18 protein-coding genes, 2 riboswitches and 1 other annotated feature are annotated in these 17857 nt (G+C 36.1%); of the genes, 13 read left to right on the top strand and 5 right to left on the bottom strand.

The features are described 5' to 3' along the window. Window positions 1–166: 166 nt before the first annotated feature. Genes BJL90_RS19835 through BJL90_RS19815 form a run of 5 tightly spaced genes read right to left on the bottom strand, consistent with a single transcriptional unit; the run spans window position 167 to window position 2597 of the window. A complete protein-coding gene (locus tag BJL90_RS19835; RefSeq protein ID WP_070972307.1) occupies window positions 167–460 on the bottom strand; it encodes a spore coat protein in 294 nt (97 codons plus the stop codon). A 38-nt stretch (window positions 461–498) separates the two neighbouring features. Next, window positions 499–759: a hypothetical protein gene (locus tag BJL90_RS19830; RefSeq protein ID WP_070972304.1), complete on the bottom strand. Its 261-nt coding sequence runs from the start codon at window positions 757–759 to the stop codon at window positions 499–501. A gap of 48 nt (window positions 760–807) precedes the next feature. Next, on the bottom strand, window positions 808–1953 hold the full coding sequence (locus tag BJL90_RS19825) for a zinc-dependent alcohol dehydrogenase (RefSeq protein ID WP_070972301.1): 1146 nt from the start codon (window positions 1951–1953) through the stop codon (window positions 808–810). A gap of 18 nt (window positions 1954–1971) precedes the next feature. Further along, a complete protein-coding gene (locus BJL90_RS19820; RefSeq protein ID WP_236904967.1) occupies window positions 1972–2373 on the bottom strand; it encodes a spore coat protein in 402 nt (133 codons plus the stop codon). A gap of 17 nt (window positions 2374–2390) precedes the next feature. Continuing rightward, window positions 2391–2597, bottom strand: coding sequence for a spore coat protein (locus tag BJL90_RS19815; protein WP_070972298.1), 207 nt, complete (start codon window positions 2595–2597; stop codon window positions 2391–2393). A 271-nt stretch (window positions 2598–2868) separates the two neighbouring features. Between BJL90_RS19815 and BJL90_RS19810 the strand changes: the two genes are divergently transcribed. From BJL90_RS19810 to grdD, 13 genes are all read left to right on the top strand, one after another. Further along, window positions 2869–3567 (top strand): DUF421 domain-containing protein, encoded by a 699-nt coding sequence (locus BJL90_RS19810; protein WP_070972295.1) that lies wholly within the window; start codon window positions 2869–2871, stop codon window positions 3565–3567. A gap of 353 nt (window positions 3568–3920) precedes the next feature. Continuing rightward, window positions 3921–4126 (top strand) — a binding site (T-box leader). 214 nt (window positions 4127–4340) lie between these two features. After that, a complete protein-coding gene (locus tag BJL90_RS19805) occupies window positions 4341–6302 on the top strand; it encodes a TRAP transporter permease (RefSeq protein ID WP_070972292.1) in 1962 nt (653 codons plus the stop codon). A gap of 148 nt (window positions 6303–6450) precedes the next feature. Beyond that, window positions 6451–7443, top strand: coding sequence for a TAXI family TRAP transporter solute-binding subunit (locus tag BJL90_RS19800; protein WP_070972290.1), 993 nt, complete (start codon window positions 6451–6453; stop codon window positions 7441–7443). A 501-nt stretch (window positions 7444–7944) separates the two neighbouring features. Beyond that, entirely contained in the window at window positions 7945–8415 is a 471-nt protein-coding gene (trmL, locus tag BJL90_RS19795; protein WP_070972287.1) for a tRNA (uridine(34)/cytosine(34)/5-carboxymethylaminomethyluridine(34)-2'-O)-methyltransferase TrmL, read from the top strand. Between the two features lie 118 nt (window positions 8416–8533). Beyond that, on the top strand, window positions 8534–9385 hold the full coding sequence (locus BJL90_RS19790) for a DegV family protein (protein WP_070972284.1): 852 nt from the start codon (window positions 8534–8536) through the stop codon (window positions 9383–9385). A 262-nt stretch (window positions 9386–9647) separates the two neighbouring features. After that, window positions 9648–9769, top strand: a riboswitch (glycine riboswitch). Window positions 9770–9772: 3 nt separating this feature from the next. After that, a riboswitch (glycine riboswitch) is annotated at window positions 9773–9848 on the top strand. A gap of 171 nt (window positions 9849–10019) precedes the next feature. After that, window positions 10020–10397 (top strand): GrdX family protein, encoded by a 378-nt coding sequence (locus BJL90_RS19785; protein WP_070972281.1) that lies wholly within the window; start codon window positions 10020–10022, stop codon window positions 10395–10397. A gap of 68 nt (window positions 10398–10465) precedes the next feature. Next, window positions 10466–11413, top strand: coding sequence for a thioredoxin-disulfide reductase (gene trxB, locus BJL90_RS19780; protein WP_070972277.1), 948 nt, complete (start codon window positions 10466–10468; stop codon window positions 11411–11413). Between the two features lie 26 nt (window positions 11414–11439). Next, window positions 11440–11757 (top strand): thioredoxin TrxA, encoded by a 318-nt coding sequence (gene trxA, locus BJL90_RS19775; protein ID WP_070972274.1) that lies wholly within the window; start codon window positions 11440–11442, stop codon window positions 11755–11757. 81 nt (window positions 11758–11838) lie between these two features. Beyond that, a complete protein-coding gene (locus BJL90_RS19770) occupies window positions 11839–13125 on the top strand; it encodes a glycine/sarcosine/betaine reductase component B subunit (RefSeq protein WP_070972271.1) in 1287 nt (428 codons plus the stop codon). Window positions 13126–13191: 66 nt separating this feature from the next. After that, window positions 13192–13668 (top strand): glycine/sarcosine/betaine reductase complex selenoprotein A, encoded by a 477-nt coding sequence (grdA, locus tag BJL90_RS19760; protein WP_081562124.1) that lies wholly within the window; start codon window positions 13192–13194, stop codon window positions 13666–13668. Window positions 13669–13709: 41 nt separating this feature from the next. Further along, window positions 13710–15020, top strand: coding sequence for a glycine reductase complex selenoprotein B (gene grdB, locus BJL90_RS19755; RefSeq protein ID WP_081562123.1), 1311 nt, complete (start codon window positions 13710–13712; stop codon window positions 15018–15020). Window positions 15021–15113: 93 nt separating this feature from the next. Continuing rightward, the gene (gene grdC / locus BJL90_RS19745) at window positions 15114–16652 is read left to right on the top strand and encodes a glycine/sarcosine/betaine reductase complex component C subunit beta (RefSeq protein ID WP_070972255.1); all 1539 of its coding nucleotides are present in this window, start codon (window positions 15114–15116) and stop codon (window positions 16650–16652) included. Between the two features lie 12 nt (window positions 16653–16664). Beyond that, window positions 16665–17852: a glycine/sarcosine/betaine reductase complex component C subunit alpha gene (grdD, locus tag BJL90_RS19740; protein WP_070972252.1), complete on the top strand. Its 1188-nt coding sequence runs from the start codon at window positions 16665–16667 to the stop codon at window positions 17850–17852. The last annotated feature ends 5 nt before the right edge of the window (window positions 17853–17857 follow it).

Here is a 17857-nt window from a genome sequence, read left to right as displayed (position 1 = left end):
TTAATTTTTATTGCTAATTATATTTTGCACTTTAAGGAGAGGCAATATTCATCTATCATTTAGCTAATCTGGAATAACAATGCTTTGATTTTAGAAGAGATTAAAAATAGATGATACGCTATATATTTCTTTCAATATTGCTTAAAACTATTGATCTATGCTTATATTACCGTTGTAAATTTAGTGCATTATTGGCATTTTTCATGTCAACTTTCATTTGTTCTTGTGGATCATGAACATGATAGTAACCTTTATCCTGCATGTATTTGAGCATACTCTCGTGGGTATTGATCGCCACTTCCAAGTGTCTGCGAAGAACCTCTCTCACTTCTGGTGTTGTGGTTTCTGATAGGGCGATAGCATAGTTTCTGACAGTGCTTTTAATAGCAAGTAGAAAATCAGTAGCTATAACCTGTTCTGTCATATCTCCCATACCTGCTAAATTTTGAAGTATATTCATAAATATTCACCTTCTTTCGCTGTTTATAAATATAAGATCTAGTGTTTTGTAACAGTTTCGTTCCTAGAAGTAGCATTTCTTATGTGTGATGGTGCAAGTACTGATGATTGAAGTAGGTTTTGCAGTTCCTTAATATGTTGTTGGGCATAAGTAAAATCCTGTTGCATGATGGTTTTTAGTGCTTCATCATTAACCAGCTTCGTCATTGCTGATAGTTTTGTAGCAGTAACGGTTTTCAATACTAATAATTCATGGAGATCAAAAGTCTCATGAGGGGTTATTTTTTTACCTGTGTTCAAAAAATCACATCCTTAGTTTCAAAATTTTTTCACTTTAAGTATTAGTTTTTAGTGAGCAAATGGCTTAAGAATAACTTTTATACATTCTTCCATTTTCGTATCAAAGATTTCATAGGCGCGTTCTGCCTGATCTAATGGTAGGGTATGAGTAATAATATCGCTCATATCTACTTTTCCTTCAGCAACTAACTGATATAAATAGGGTATATAAGGAATAACTGGAGCCTGGCCTGTTTTTAATACAATGTTGCGATTAAATATATCTCCTAGAGGGAAAGCATTATATCTAGAGCCATAAGCACCAGTAAGTTGGATAGTGCCTCCTTTGCGGACAGCTTGTGTTGCAATAACAATGGCCCCCATGGCTCCACCATGGAGTTTTGCGCCTGTTGCTAGAAATTCAAGAGGGGTCATCTTACCATCCATGCCTACACAATCGATCACTACATCTGCTCCGCCTTGAGTAATTTCTTTCAGATATTCTCCGGTATTCTGGTGGTCTTCAAAATTCACTATTTCCACTTTGTTATGCCGTTTTGCGTGGTTTAATCGATAATCAATGTAATCTACTGCAATAACTCTCTTAGCACCCTTAAGCCAAGCAAACTTTTGTGCTAATAGTCCCACGGGGCCGCAGCCTAGAACGATTACTGTATCTCCAGCTTTGACGCCAGCGTGGTCAACACTCCAGTATGCTGTGGGAGCTGCATCTGCCAATAAAGCTAACTTTTCATCTTCTACTTGACAGTCATCAGGAACTTTAAAGGGTGTAAAATTTGCGAAAGGAACCCGCATATATTCAGCTTGTCCCCCTGGGTATCCACCAAAAGTTTCGGAATATCCAAAGTATGCTCCACTTTGTCCATGGGGATTTGAGTTATCGCATTGGCTGGTGAGGTCATGTTTACAATAATAACACTCTCCACAACTAACATTAAATGGAACAATTACGCGATCTCCCTTTTTTACCTTTGTAACAGAGGGACCTGCTTCTTCAACAATACCCATAGGTTCATGTCCAATGATATAATTTTGAGGAAGGTTAGGAACCATACCATGAATAAGATGTAAGTCTGATCCACAAATCGCCGAGCTAGTTACTTTTACTATAATATCATCTGGTTTGTGAATGGTGGGGGCATCCACTTCTTTCACCTGTATATCTTTAATGCCTTGATAAGTTACGGCTTTCATTTTGAGTGCCTCCTAACATTAATAATTTGGTGTTGCAAACGTCCCAAGTCTGCTTGTATCCTTAGGGAAGAGATCTAGACTAGCGATTTTAAGTGCTGTTTGAGCTGAAATTTTATCTAGTTTAAATTGTTCATTTACATCATAGGGATGTAGCCAACCTTTCTTGATCATGGCTTCTGAAACTTCGGCATGTAAATTAATGCTATCATTTAGCAGGTTACGTACGGCGGTTCTTGCTTCAAGATTCTCAATTTCTGTTAATGCGATAGCAGCGTTTCTTATACTGCTTTTGATAGACAATAAAAATTCAAGGGCAATGGTTGAATCCACCAAACCAGGCATGCCATCGGCATTTTCAACTTCTAGATAATCATTATTCATTGGCCTTTTTACTTCGTTTATTGGTTCTTTACCATTCATTTATCTTTTACCTCCAATTATTGTGGGTTAGTCTTAGTTAAGAGTTCTTGCAGGATATTTACTGCTGATATAGATTGTTGGACATCTTTTTCCAACAAAACTTTTAACTCTTGATCAAATACAAGACCTTGAATCATTTTAGATTTAGTTAGGCAAATCGTTTTAAGGTTGAGAAGTTCATGAATCTCCATCGTTTCATGTAAAGTCAAATTTTGCTGTGACATATGCTTCACCTCCCAGTTTTTATATTGCAGTTATTTTTCCCTTGCAGTATCGGTCTATGCATTATAGAAGAAATATAAGACAAAGAGTAATTAATTTAAAGGAAGTAATAGGAGAATTTCTAAAAAAATAGGAAATAATAACTATGAAAAAATAACCTAACTATGAAAGGAATACATTTAACCTAATGCGATAAGAAGTCCCTACCCTAAAATGTGACTGGAGAGGAGTATATCGCAAAAATAGGATTAAGAAGTATAAGTAGGTGGAAATATGTTTAAGTTACCAATTTTTCAATTAACAGTAGAATTAACCATTGGATTTTTTGCTTTATTTGCTGTTACGAAATTTACAAGAAAATCACAAATAAATCAAATTACTCCTTTTGATTTTATATCAGCTATTGTACTTGGAGAACTACTAGGTAATGCAATTTACGATGAAAAAGTGAGGATATGGAGTGTGATTTATGCACTAGTATTATGGGGAACTTTGATGGTCATTATTGAAAAGATAACGCAAAAGTTTAGGAAAACGAGAAAACTTTTAGAAGGAGAACCAGCTATTATCATTAGAAACGGTCAAATTGACTTTGAAGTAATAAAAAAAGAGAAATTAGATATAAATGAGTTGTTGAGTCTTTTAAGACAAAAAGACGCTTTTTCAATACGAGAAATTGAGTTTGCAATTTTAGAACAGAGTGGAAATATTAGTGTATTAAAAAAATCAAAATATGAGACACCTGTCGCAGAAGATTTAAATTTACCGTATAAGCCAGTATACCTCCCAATAACATTAATACTTGACGGAGAAATCTTAAAGGACAATTTGCAGGCTATTGGATTTGATGAAACGTGGTTATTTAATCAAATATCTATGTTTGGAATGAAAAACAAAGAAGACGTTTTCTATGCAGATTGGAAACAAAATGAAGGTATTCATGTAGTTCCACGAAATAATAGTATAACTTAATGTTTTAAGAAGAACCATAGATAACTATGGTGAGGCAATAATCTTTCTGGCCCTACCTAAAGACTTAAAATCAAGTAAAGGAAAATTAGATTTTTCTTTACTTGATTTTATCATGATTTTGCTTTTAGGGTATAAGACCCCACCTCTAAGCGTTAGCGTAGTTTGGATTTTCAATCAGGTGGAGTAGATTCTCCACCTGATTCCCCGATGTTCAGCTTTAGCTGGGACGAGTTGGCGTGAACAATTTTGTTATTATATGTTGACTTTGGTTGAAGAATATGATAATTTTAAGTATAAATAAATTTAATTGCAGCTAAATTTATTTATACTTAAATTTTATAAAATCGAATAATTTAAAAACAGTGATAGGGATAAGTAAACAAATGCAAATGCTTTAAAGAGAGTGGGGGAAAGGTGAAAGCCCATAAGCTATGGTTGTTGAAATTCACCCTTGAGTTGCAGGCTGAAATCTAAAGAGATTAAGCCCAGCCGGTTAAATGCCGTTATATAATGAGTTATAAATTTGGATGGTACCGCGAACAGACTATTCGCTCCAGCGGAGAGAATAGTTTGTTTTTTTATTTTGATAGATACTAGTAAATGAAATTTTTAAAAGGAGTTTTGAATGAAAAATCATATATAACTTAATTTTTCCTATAGCACCTACATATTTTATACACATTTAAAGGACATCTAAAGGGGGGATATTATGTAGATAACTATTGGAAAAGCGTAATTCATAACTTAATAAACAAAGAAAGGATGGATTTTTCTTGAGCCAACAAGAGAATAAAGACTTCAACCAAATAGAAAAAGAAGCTCAGGAGTTATTAGAGGAAAAAGATGCGGATATGCGCATTAGAAATTATGATGGTTTCTTAAGTATAGGCGTAGTGATTCTTTTAATAGGGTGGACCATTTTTCAACTGTATTTTAATACTTTAGGCGTGATGGATGCTATTACCTTAAGGGCTTACCATGCGATGTTTCTATTACTATTTACTTTCCTATTTTATCCAGCTTATAGTACAGAGAAAAGGAAAAGAAAATCTATACCTATTCAAGATGTTTTGTTAATATGCTTAACAGTACTTGTTTTTGGATATTTGGTTTTAAATTATCAGAGGGTGGCTATGTCAGGTGGATTTTTAAATCAGACTGATTTAATCATAGCAGGGATAGGCATGATCTTAGTATTAGAGGCAGGAAGAAGGACAAGTAAAAACTTAGCTATCTTAGCAGTAGTTTTTTTATTGTTTAATTGGTTTGGAAAATTTGTATCAGGTCCATTAGGGCATTCTGGATTTACTTTAAGAAGAGTATTAAGCCATATGTTTTGGGGAAGTCAAGGAATCTTTGGTGTAGGTATAGGAGTTAGTGCTACTTATATATTTACCTTTGTCCTCTTTGGAAGTTTTTTAAAGTATAGTGGGTTTAGCCAGTTTATTAATGATATTGCACTAACCTTAGTAGGACGTTCCCCTGGAGGCCCGGCAAAGGTTGCGGTACTTGCAAGTGCCCTTTTGGGAATGATGAATGGCAGCGCTATTGCCAATGTGGCTACTACTGGAACGATTACAATACCTCTAATGAAAAGAACAGGATATAAAGCTGAATTTGCAGCAGCAGTAGAGGCGGTAGCATCTACTGGAGGACAATTTGCGCCACCAATTATGGGAGCTGTAGGGTTTGTTATGGCAGAATTTTTAGGAATAAACTATACGCAAGTAATGCTTGCTGCCTTTTTACCAGCTTTTTTATATTACTTAGGTATTTTAGTATCTGTCCATCTAGAAGCAAAAAAATTAGGTCTTAAAGGTCTTTCAAAAGAAAATATTCCAGTTGCTTTAGATGTAATAAAAGAAAGAGGTCATTTAATTATTCCTTTAGTGATTTTAATGGGAATGATGATGTTGGGATATACACCACTGTTTTCAGCAGTTGCTGCTATTTTTTCTACATTAGTATCATCCTGGTTTAGAAAAGAAACTAGAATGGATTTAAAGACCATCATAGCAGCAACAGCAGAAGGAGCTAGAGGTGCTATTGGCGTAGGCGTATCATGTGTATTGATTGGTCTTATTATTGGAACCGTTTCTTTAACGAGTTTGGGGTTAAATTTTGGTTATGTGGTTTTAGAAGTTGTAGGAGAAGGACAACTTTTCTTAGGTGGATTTATGGTAATGATTATGAGTACAATCTTAGGAATGGGGGTTCCAGGTGTAGCTGCATATGTTATTGTGGCAGCAGTAGCAGTACCTGTACTAATCAATGTGGGTGCAACACCAATGGCTGCACATATGTTTTGCCTAATTTATGCTTGTTTATCTAATATTACGCCACCAGTGGCTATGAGTTCTTATGTAGCGGCAGGTATAGCTAAATCAAATCAAACCAAGACATCATTGATTGCCATTAAATTAGGTATTACAGGATTTATTCTACCATTCTTCTTCTTAAATAATCCTCTTTTATTATTTGGAAGTGTTGAAGGTGTATCTCTGTTATTAACAATTAGGACACTAATTACTGCTTCTGTTGGGGTTCTTTGTTTAGCTGCAGGTACAGAGGGAATGTTAATTAAAGAATGTTCTGTGGTTACTAGAGTCTTGCTTATTATCGTTGGGCTTTTAGCGATTGATCCAAAACTACAAACAGATATTTTAGGGATGATAATATTAATAACCATCACTATGATACAAATGAGAAGGAAAGATCATGCTTTAACAGCTTAGTATAGACATATGCTTTAAAAGCTAAATTTTAATATACACAGTCTGCGGTTTTGCCCAAAACATGGGTTGCAAGTATACCTTAGTATCTTAAAATTTAGAAGCTCGTGTCTATAGAATATAAATTAAATAAAATAGGGGGAAATGCTAAATGAAAAAAGTATTGTTGTTAATCTTAATATCTCTGATGATTTTATCAGGATGTGCTACAAAACCAAGCGAAAATATGGCCCAAAATGAGACTGGTGGAAAAGAAGCAGTAACAATTAATATTCCGACTGCGGCAACCACAGGAGCACTTTATCCTTTGGGCTCATCTATCGCTAATTTATGGAGTAATGATTTAGACTATGTAAGAGCTAGCGCACAAGCTTCTAATGGAGGAATCGATAATTTAAACCTATTACAAAGCGGGGAAGCTCAAGTAAGTATGGCTGTTACCAGTGTTATGTATCAGTCTTATAAAGGGGAAGCAACTTTTGAAGGAAGACCTAATGAAAAACTAAGAGTGATTTCTGGACTATACTACAACCCAAATCAAGTAGTTGTAAGAAAAGAATCAAATATTAATAGCTTGCAGGATATAGTAGGGAAAAACTTTGCTTCTGGTGCTCCTGGAAGTACTACAGAAGTAGAAACAAATCTTCATTTAACAGAAGCAGGTATTAATTATCCAGATGGATTAAAAGTACAATTTATTGGTTTTACTGAAGCCATCGATCTTATGAGAAATAAGCAATTAGATGGTGCTTGGATTATGGCGGGATTGCCTACTGCTGCTGTAACAGAAATTACTACGACTGCAGGTGGTAAGCTGGTTTCAATTGAAGGGGATGTTATTACTAAATTACAAGAAAAATATCCTTGGTATGCAAAGTATACTATTCCAGCAGGAACTTATGATGGACAAGAAGAAGATGTAACAACCACTGCAATAAAGATGGCAATGTTTACAACTGCAGATCTTTCAGAGGATGTAGTATATGATTTAACAAAATCCTTCTGGGAAAATATAGATACTTTAAAACAATCTAATAATGCATTGAAAGATTTAACTATCGAAGATGCAGTTACAGACTTAGCGGGACTTCCGCTGCATGATGGTGCAATCAAGTATTATAAAGAAGTAGGGGTTCTAAAATAAGAATTAGGTGCATGGAACTCAGTATCAAGGTGAGTAGAGGTCAATGAAAAAATAAGCCTAAAAAGAGCGTGTTGTATGTGTCCTATTTAGAGAGAAATTGGAAGTAAGTGTTAAAATATGGATAAGTTGTATATAGCATATAATATATAATCTTTAGAAAGTGTAGAATTTGATATACTCCCTTGATGGTAGATAGTTGAAATAATACAAACTGTTACCATGGAGGGGGTATTTTTTATTTAACAGAGGCTTATACCGTTATATTTTATCTTAAAAAATAGTGAAATATAGCACTAGATAAACTAGTACCTTTTAAGCGCCTTGAACATGGAGAAGAAATATACCTTAAGCGAATTTATGTGAAAATTATAGTGATGAAAAGAATTATTTTCTGATATAATTCAAATTATAGGATAAAAGCATATGATAGTAAGCTGACTTCAGCAAACTGGAATATCAAAAATTATGATAAATATATTGAAGTTAACGGGAGGAAGAAAAATGACATTACATATTGTATTATTAGAACCAGAAATTCCACAAAACACAGGCAATATTGCAAGAACTTGTGTTATTACCAATTCTGTATTACATGTAATTGGCCCAATTGGATTTTCTTTAGATGAAAAAGCTGTTAAAAGAGCAGGATTAGATTACTGGGATTTATTGGATTTTAGATATTATAACAATTATGAAGAATTTGTTGAAAAAAACCCTAATGCTAGAATTTATTATGCCACCACAAAGGCTGAAAAAAGGCATAGTGATGTAACTTATGAAAAAGAGGTATATGTGATGTTCGGTAAGGAAACCGCGGGGATTCCTAAAACAATTCTTGAGGCAAATACAGAAACCTGCATAAGAATCCCTATGCTAAATATAGAAAAGGCGCGTTCATTAAACTTGTCTAACTCCGTGGCTATTGCAGTGTATGAAGTTTTAAGACAATGGGATTATCCAGGGATGAGATAGAAATGAAATTAGGGTAAAAATTATTCAGGATGCTAGATTATGGCTTGAGTTAACGTTAATGGTAGACATATATAATTTTCTTCAAAAAGAAGTAAGAGATCCATAGAGGAGGTATAAAATGAATAATATTCAAATTATCACCGATAGCATGACAGATGTTCCCAAGTATTTAGTAGATAAGTATTCTATTCGTGTAGTGCCACTCACCATCAATTTTGAAGATGGTGAGTATCGTGATGGTGTAGACCTAACAGGTAAGGCGTTCTATCAAAAGTTAACAGAGGTCAATGAATTGCCTAAGACATCTCAGGTTACTCCAAATACTTTTATAGAAGTCTTTAAAGAAACATTAAAGGAAGGTAAAGAAGTTATTTGTATTAATGGCTCTTCTAAGGCCAGTGGCACCCATCAAGCGGCGCTGTTAGCTAAAAACGAATTAAACAGTGCTAACAGTAATAAAATTGATGTATTTGACACAATGGGTCTGTGTTTTGGAGGAGGTTTTTATGTATATGAAGCCGCCAAAATGATAGAAGAGGGCAAATCAAGGAAAGAAATTGTTGATATGCTAAAAAAAATGAAGTCAAAAATAGATCATATTTTTACTGTTGAGACATTGGAATACTTAAAAAAAGGTGGTAGATTAAATCCTATGAAGGCTACCATAGCCACGATACTAAATGTAAAGCCTATACTAACAGTTGTAGATGGCCTGGTGGAACCCTTAGATAAGGTAAGGGGCAGTAAGAAGGTCATTGGTAAAATGATAGCATTGGCTAAGGAGAGGGGCGGAGACTTTACGGGTAAAACTATAGCAATCGCTCATGCTAATGACCCTAAAAAAGCGGAGGCGTTAAAAGAAGTGGTGTTAAATGAATTAAAACCCAAAGAAATCATTATGACGGAAATAGGCTGCACCATAGGAACCCACGCAGGGCCTGGTACTTTAGCAATCTTTTACCATAAATAGTTATCTTGATTTTGTTTTAGGGTAAAGGCCTCCACCTGATTCCTCGATGTTTCAGCTTGCTGGAACGAGTCCACGTATAACTCTTGAGATAAATGTTGGAATTTGAAGTCTTTGATTTTTAAAAATAGAAATGTTAAAAAAAATACAAATTTTTTCAAAAAAACTGTTGCCTAAAAAACGATTTCCTATTATAATGGATTCAGATAGATTAAATTGATTATCTATTAACAAAGTATTTTAAAATTTAATAAATACACGCTGGAAGAAAAGTGCGGGAGAGATCTAAATGATAGATAGTAATTGACTCATTTAGGCGCCGAAGGAACAAACTAAAAACTCGCCATTTTTAGTGAATATCTCAGGCAAAAGGACCGTATTTGGACAGTTCTCTGGAAAGCTAATATAGCACCGAAGGAGCAATTTCTATAAAGTTGGAAGGAAACTCTCAGGTTAATAAACAGAGGTGATTTATCGTATAGGCATACATATAAATTACTTCTGTTTTTGTTTTGCCTATCCAATAAACATGTGTAAAATATAAACTAGATTATTTTAATTACAGCTACATGAAATAAGCAGTTTTACATAAAATAAACTTAGTTCATAAGGAAATGTGTTAAATGGAGGTAGATGTTTGAAGCCGATTATAGTTACAAATAACAATAAAACCTGGGAAAAATATCATGATGCTTATAAAGTATTCTTCATTGAAGGAACTTATATGGAGGTTTTAGTCACTGTCAGGGATTGGATACATAAAGGACATCAATTACTGACACATCCTTTATCAGGAAGCATAAAACCCAATGAAACCCCTTATAAAAGCATCCTAGTTTCAGATATACAGAAAGAAATGCATATGGATTCTTTAATCATCATTGAAGAAAGCATGCATACTGCAAAAAAGTTTATGGAGATGAAAAAAACACCAGTATGGTCTGAAGATATTTTAGAAGACTTTAGAGAAGTTGACTGTAGGTTGCTAGATAGTGCTATACAAAGTATAATTTAGTGTTAAGTTAATTTAACTTAGGGTAATTTAACAATGCAAACCCTAAAAAACAAGAAGGAGTGAGATAAATGGAAAAAATTTATGACGTGGTGATTATTGGAGCTGGGCCTGCTGGGCTGGCCGCAGGATTATATGCTGCAAGAGGAAAAATGTCTACATTAATTTTAGAAAAAGATAAGACTGGTGGTCAAATTGTTACAACCCATGAGGTAGCGAATTATCCAGGGTCTATTCAAAATGCTACAGGACCAAGCTTGATTGCTAGAATGGTAGAACAATGTAAAGAGTTTGGGGCAGAAATAAAAAAAGATACCATCAAAGAAATAAAAACAGAAGAAAAAATCAAAGTTTTAGTAGGTGAGAAAGAAACCTATCAGGCAAGAACAATTATTGCAGCTCCAGGAGCGGTGCCAAGGCCAATGGGTGTACCAGGAGAAAAGGAACTAACTGGCAAAGGCGTATCCTACTGTGCTACCTGTGATGCTGACTTCTTTACAGATTTTGAAGTATTTGTAATAGGTGGAGGAGATTCAGCTGTAGAGGAAGCAATGTACCTTACAAAGTTTGCAAGAAAAGTAACGATTGTACATAGAAGAGATGAATTAAGGGCTGCAAAATCTATTCAAGAAAAAGCCTTTAAAAACCCTAAAATGAACTTTATGTGGGACACTGTCATCGAAGAGGTCAAAGGTGATGGTGTGGTAGAATCTGTTGTATTTAAAAACGTTAAGAGTGGAGAATTAACAGAATATCATGCAGATGAAGAAGATGGAACATTTGGTATTTTCGTCTTCGTTGGATATATTCCACAAACAGATTTATTTAAAGGTTTATTAGAAATGGATGAGACAGGTTACTTAATTACAGATGACAATATGAATACTAAGATTCCCGGCGTATTTGCAGCGGGTGATTGTAGAGTGAAATCTTTAAGACAAGTAGTTACTGCAGTATCCGATGGAGCGATTGCAGCTATTCAAGCAGAAAAATATATTGAAAATGCTTTCCATGAATAAAGTTTACTTTATAAGGAGGTGAAAAAATGCTATCTGTTGACAAAGACACTTTTGATAAAGAAGTACTAGAGGCATCAGAAACTGTATTAGTAGATTTTTGGAGTGATGGCTGTGAGCCATGCAAAGCATTATTACCAGACATTGAAGAATTAGAAGGGGTTTATGGTGACAAAATAAAATTTGTCAAATTAAATACAACACAAGCTAGAAGATTAGCCATCAAACAAAAAGTTTTAGGTCTACCTACAATCTCTATTTATAAAGCTGGAGAAAAGATAGAGGAAGTAACTAAAGATGATGCTACAAAGGAAAATATTGAGGCAATGATTAAAAGACATATATAGTACTTTACTGTTATTTTGGCCTATAGCAGCAACGAAATCATTTAGCTATAGGCCACCCATAAATAAAGGGAGGTGAAGCTTGTGCGATTAGAGTTAGGAAATATATTCATTAAAGATGTACAATTTGGTCAAACTACTAAAGTAGAAGATACTATTCTCTATATTAACAAAGAGGAACTATTGAATGCAGTTGGTGGAAGTGAACACATCAAAAGTTTAGATGTTGAATTAGCTCACCCAGGTGAAGAAGTAAGAATCACACCTGTAAAAGATGTAATAGAACCAAGGGTTAAAGTAGAGGGACCAGGTGGAATATTCCCTGGAGTATTAAGTAAAGTTGAAACGGTTGGAACTGGTCGTACCCATGCATTAAAGAACGTTGCAGTTGTTACTGCTGGTAAAATCGTTGGTTTCCAAGAGGGAATTATCGACATGACAGGACCAGGAGCTGAATACACTCCATTTTCTAAGCTTCATAACATTGTTATCGTAGCTGAGCCTGCAGAAGGTATTAATCAATATGACCATGAAGCAGCAGTGAGAATGATAGGATTAAAGGCTGCACAATATCTTGGTGAGTTTGCTAAGAACCTTGAGCCAGATGAAATGAAATATTTCGAAACAGAGCCTATTTTGGAGTCAGTAAAGAAATATCCTGATTTACCAAAGGTTGGATATGTATATATGCTTCAAACACAAGGATTATTACATGATACCTACGTATATGGCGTAGATGCAAAGAAAATTGTACCTACGATACTTTATCCAACAGAAATCATGGATGGGGCTATTATCAGCGGCAACTGCGTATCTGCTTGTGACAAAAACCCAACTTATGTGCATCAAAATAATTCTATTATCAATGACCTTTATGAAAAACATGGGAAAGAAATTAATTTTGTTGGGGTAATCATTACCAATGAAAACGTTTATCTTGCTGATAAAGAAAGATCTTCTAACTGGACAGCAAAGTTATGCAAATATTTAGGATTAGATGGTGTAATTGTTTCTCAAGAAGGTTTTGGTAACCCTGATACTGACTTAATTATGAACTGCAAGAAAATTGAAAATCAAGGTATCAAAACTGTTATTGTAACGGATGAATATGCAGGTAGAGACGGTGCATCTCAATCTTTAGCAGATGCTGATCCAAAAGCAGATGCTGTAGTAACCAATGGCAATGCTAATGAAACCATCGTATTACCTCCAATGAAGAGAATTATCGGCGTAACTGACTATATTGATGTTATTGCAGGCGGATTTGCAGGAAGCTTAAGAGAAGATGGCAGCATTGAGGTAGAAATTCAAGCTATTACAGGTGCAACCAATGAAACAGGTTTTGGAAAGTTAACAGCAAAAGGTTACTAATATTTTTCAAGCAATTGAGTTCATTAAATAGATGAAATAAAAAATTATACAGAAGGGATGATATACATGGGATTTTATGATAATAAAAAAGTTATCATTGTTGGCGATAGAGACGGTATTCCTGGTCCAGCCATCGAAGAATGCCTAAAGGGTACAGGTGCAGAAGTAGTGTTCTCATCTACTGAATGCTTTGTCTGAACCGCTGCAGGAGCAATGGACTTAGAAAACCAACAAAGAGTAAAGGATTTAACTGAAAAGCACGGAGCAGAAAATATGGTAGTGCTTTTAGGAGCTGCGGAAGCAGAAGCAGCAGGTCTTGCTGCTGAAACTGTAACAGCAGGTGATCCAACCTTTGCGGGTCCATTGGCAGGAGTCCAGTTAGGACTTAGAGTATATCATGTAGTTGAACCACAGTTCAAAGACGAAGTAGATGCTGAAGTTTATGATGAACAAGTTGGCATGATGGAAATGGTGTTAAATGTTGATGAAATCATCGAAGAAATGAGTAACATCAGAAACGAGTTTTGTAAATTCAACGATTAATCAATAAACTATCCCGTTAAAATTTAGAGAGGGGGGAAAATATGAGTAAAAAAAGAGTCGTTCATTATATCAATCAATTCTTCGCTGGCGTTGGTGGTGAAGAAAAAGCTGATATTCAACCGGAAGTGAAGGAAGAAACTATAGGGCCTGGTATGGCTTTTAACACGGCCTTTAAAGAAGAAGCAGAAATTGTAGCAACAATTGTATGCGGTGACTCTTATTTCAATGAAAATGTTGAAAAAGCACAAGCTGAAATCATTGAAATGATTAAAAAATATAACCCTGATTTATTCATAGCAGGACCTGCATTTAACGCTGGAAGATATGGTGTTGCTTGTGGTACAATAGCTAAAGCGGTACAAGATGAACTAGGAATCCCTGTATTAACAGGTATGTATACAGAAAATCCTGGAGCTGATATGTATAAAAAGAGCATTTATATTATACAAACTGGAAACTCAGCGGCAGCTATGAGGAAAGCAGTTCCTGATATGACGAATTTTGCTCTAAAATTATTAAAGGGTGAAGAAATAGGCTCCCCAGCAGAAGATAAGTATATGTCAAGAGGCATTAGAAAAAATTACTTTGCTGAGGAAAAGGGTTCTACTAGAGCTGTAAATATGTTAGTGAAAAAGCTAAAGGGTGAGGAATACGTTACTGAGTATCCAATGCCTGATTTCGATAGAGTGGAGCCGGGAGCAGCAATAAAAGATTTATCTAAAGCAAAAATTGCGCTAGTGACCTCTGGAGGTATCGTACCAAAGGGTAATCCAGATAGAATAGAATCTTCAAGTGCATCAAAATACGGTAGATATGACATTGCAGACTTTGCAGAACTTACAGGTGATGATCATGAAACAGCTCATGGTGGATATGATCCTGTTTATGCCAACACCAACCCCGACAGAGTATTACCAGTTGATGTATTAAGGGACCTTGAAAAAGAAGGACAAATAGGAGAATTATTTAGATATTTCTATAGTACCGTAGGAAATGGTACATCAGTAGCAAGTTCTAAAGCTTATGCAGCAGAAATTGCAAAAGAACTCATGGCTAATGGTGTGGATGCAGTTATCCTAACCTCCACATGAGGCACCTGTACACGTTGCGGTGCAACGATGGTAAAGGAAATAGAGAGAACAGGCATGCCAGTAGTTCACATTTGTACAGTCGTACCGATTTCCCTTACAGTTGGTGCCAATAGAATTATCCCAGCGGTGGCTATACCTTACCCATTAGGAAACCCTGCACTAAGTGAAAAGGATGAAAAGGTATTAAGAAGAAAGCTAGTGGAAAAATCTCTTAAGGCTTTAGCTACAGAAGTAGAGGGTCAAACTGTTTTTGAAGACTAATGAATTTTGCCAGCTGGTTAAACAGCTGGCATATTTAATTAATATATGATTAAATAGAAGTAGTTTTTAAAAAATACCACGGAGGTGCAAACAATGTCCTATGCAGTAGTAAAAGGATCATCCTATGTTTTAATGCATACACCAGATATGATTATGCACAATGGAACAACCCAAACAACAGAAAAACAATCTAACCCTAATTCCGAGTACCTACAAAAACTACCTAATCATCTAAGAAGCTATGAAGCGGTAGTAAGCTACCCACCAAACCAAGTATACATTGGAAAACTAAAACCAGAAGAGCTAAGAAATTATGATATGCCATGGTATGACAAGGAAGTAGAAGGGGCAGATCGTTACGGTAAATTCGGTGAAATTATGCCACAGGCAGAATTTATCGGCTTACTAAAAATTGTAGACGCCTTCGACCTAGTAAAACTAGAAAAAGGTTTCACATCCAAAGTAAAAGAAGAACTAAAAAAACACCCCCTTATGAAGGAAAGCCTAGTAGCGAAGCTAAAAGAAGGGGATGACATAGAAGAAATCAACAAAGCTATTAAAGAATTTCATGCAGAAGCCATTTACCATGACAATGAATTAGTAGGCTGCGTAAAAAGAGCCCATGAATTTGACACCAACTTAAACGCCCACATTATGTATGAAAACCTAGTAGTAAAGGCATCCGGGGTACTAGCCTTCCTACATCTATTAGACAAAAACAACATCGAAGCAAGTGCAATTGATTATGTTATAGAGTGTTCAGAAGAAGCCTGCGGTGACATGAACCAAAGAGGCGGCGGAAACTTTGCAAAATCCATAGCAGAAATGGCAGAAGCAGTAAACGCTACAGGATCAGATACAAGAGGTTTCTGTGCAGCACCAACACATGCTCTAATCGAAGCAGCAGCCTTAGTAAAGGCAGACGTATATGAAAATGTCGTGATCGTAGCCGGTGGAGCAACAGCAAAACTAGGCATGAACGGAAAAGACCATGTAAAAAAAGACATGCCGATCCTAGAGGATATCATAGGAGGCTTTGCCGTACTAGTAAGTAAAAACGATGGCATCAACCCAGTTTTAAGAACAGACCTATTAGGAAGACATACGGTAGGCACAGGCTCATCACCACAAGCTGTAATTACCTCATTAATCACAGCACCATTAGATCGTGGGGGCTTAAAAATTACAGATATCGATAAATACTCCGTAGAAATGCAAAACCCAGACGTCACCAAACCAGCAGGAGCAGGAGATGTACCAGAAGCCAACTACAAAATGATTGCAGCTTTAGGAGTAAAACGTGGAGAATTAGACAGAAAAGACGTAGCAACCTTTGGAGAAAAGCACGGTATGCCAGGTTGGGCACCAACCCAAGGGCATATTCCAAGCGGTGTACCTTATATCGGTCATGCTAGAGAAGCCTTTTTAAACAAAGAAATCAATCGAGCCATGATCGTAGGAAAAGGCAGCTTATTCCTAGGAAGAATGACCAACCAATTTGACGGTGTTTCCATTGTGATGGAACAAAACAACGGACAAGGTGAGGCGACAGTAGGTATATCAGAAGGCGATGTAAAAAATATGATAGCAGAAGCCATGAGAAACTTTGCCACACACTTATTAGAAGAATAAGGAGTGAATACAATGTCAGAAAACAAAGCAGTAAAACAAATGATCGGCAAAGTATTCAACAACATAGCCGATGCCATAGAAACCGGCGAATTTGGTAAAAAAACAAGAATAGGCCTAACCACCTTAGGCAGCGAGCATGGGGTAGAAAACCTCGTAAAAGCAGCACAAATGGCAGCAAAGTCCTCAACAGGTTATCAGATAGTTTTAATAGGCCCTAAAGTAGAAAGCGATCTAGTACAATATGAAGCCAATACAGAAGAAGAAGCCCACAAAAAAATGGAAGAACTACTGGACAGTGGAGAAATAGACGGATGCGTTACCATGCACTACAGCTTCCCTATTGGTGTATCTACCGTAGGAAAAGTCATCACTCCTGGTAAAGGAAAAGAAATGTTTATTGCCACCACCACCGGTACATCTTCACCCCATAGAACAGAAGCGATGGTAAAAAATGCCCTTTACGGCATCATAGCAGCCAAAGCCAATGGTATTAAAAATCCAACCGTAGGAATCTTAAACGTAGACGGGGCAAGACAAGTAGAAAAGGCCTTAAAAGAACTAAAAGCTAACGGTTATGCTATCAACCTGACAGAATCTATGCGAAGTGACGGCGGCTGTATCATGAGGGGAAATGACCTTTTGGCAGGAACACCAGACATTATGGTACAGGACACCTTAAGCGGCAACGTATTAATGAAGGTATTCTCTGCCTTTACAACAGGAGGAGATTACGAATCCATCGGTTATGGCTATGGCCCAGGGATAGGAGAAGGACAAGAAAGAACCATCTTGATTTTATCAAGAGCCTCCGGTGTCCCAGTGGTAGCCAATGCCCTTCAATATGCAGCAGAACTAGTAAAGGGTAACCTGAAGGAAGTAGCCAAAGAAGAATTCCAGGCCGCAAAAAAAGCAAACCTGGATGAAATATTAAAGAGCCTAACAAAAGACAACAAAAAAGCAAAAGAAGCTGATGAAGAGATAACAGCACCACCAAAGGAAGTGGTGACAGGCTCTATATCAGGGATTGATATTATGGATCTAGAGGATGCTGTAAAAGCCCTATGGAAAAAGGGTATTTATGCAGAAAGCGGTATGGGTTGTACAGGACCGATCCTGATGGTGAATGAAGCAAAGGTAAAGGATGCACTAATGCTGCTACAGGAAGCAGGATTTGTGGCAGGAGAGAAAAGCGATTGTTAGCAGAT

It is taken from the genome of Clostridium formicaceticum (genome assembly GCF_001854185.1).
Taxonomy (GTDB): Bacteria; Bacillota; Clostridia; order Peptostreptococcales; family Natronincolaceae; genus Andreesenella; species Andreesenella formicacetica.
The sequence above is the reverse complement of the archived record's forward strand: the minus strand, read 5'-3'. Positions and strand labels throughout refer to the sequence as shown.

Excerpts from the sequence above, each read along its gene's own strand:
- BJL90_RS19835 (WP_070972307.1), bottom strand. The coding sequence starts at position 460 with ATGAATATACTTCAAAATTTAGCAGGTATGGGAGATATGACAGAACAG.
- BJL90_RS19825 (WP_070972301.1), bottom strand. The coding sequence starts at position 1,953 with ATGAAAGCCGTAACTTATCAAGGCATTAAAGATATACAGGTGAAAGAA.
- BJL90_RS19820 (WP_236904967.1), bottom strand. The coding sequence starts at position 2,373 with ATGAATGGTAAAGAACCAATAAACGAAGTAAAAAGGCCAATGAATAAT.
- BJL90_RS19815 (WP_070972298.1), bottom strand. The coding sequence starts at position 2,597 with ATGTCACAGCAAAATTTGACTTTACATGAAACGATGGAGATTCATGAA.
- BJL90_RS19810 (WP_070972295.1), top strand. The coding sequence starts at position 2,869 with ATGTTTAAGTTACCAATTTTTCAATTAACAGTAGAATTAACCATTGGA.
- BJL90_RS19800 (WP_070972290.1), top strand. The coding sequence starts at position 6,451 with ATGAAAAAAGTATTGTTGTTAATCTTAATATCTCTGATGATTTTATCA.
- trmL (WP_070972287.1), top strand. The coding sequence starts at position 7,945 with ATGACATTACATATTGTATTATTAGAACCAGAAATTCCACAAAACACA.
- BJL90_RS19790 (WP_070972284.1), top strand. The coding sequence starts at position 8,534 with ATGAATAATATTCAAATTATCACCGATAGCATGACAGATGTTCCCAAG.
- trxB (WP_070972277.1), top strand. The coding sequence starts at position 10,466 with ATGGAAAAAATTTATGACGTGGTGATTATTGGAGCTGGGCCTGCTGGG.
- trxA (WP_070972274.1), top strand. The coding sequence starts at position 11,440 with ATGCTATCTGTTGACAAAGACACTTTTGATAAAGAAGTACTAGAGGCA.
- grdC (WP_070972255.1), top strand. The coding sequence starts at position 15,114 with ATGTCCTATGCAGTAGTAAAAGGATCATCCTATGTTTTAATGCATACA.
- grdD (WP_070972252.1), top strand. The coding sequence starts at position 16,665 with ATGTCAGAAAACAAAGCAGTAAAACAAATGATCGGCAAAGTATTCAAC.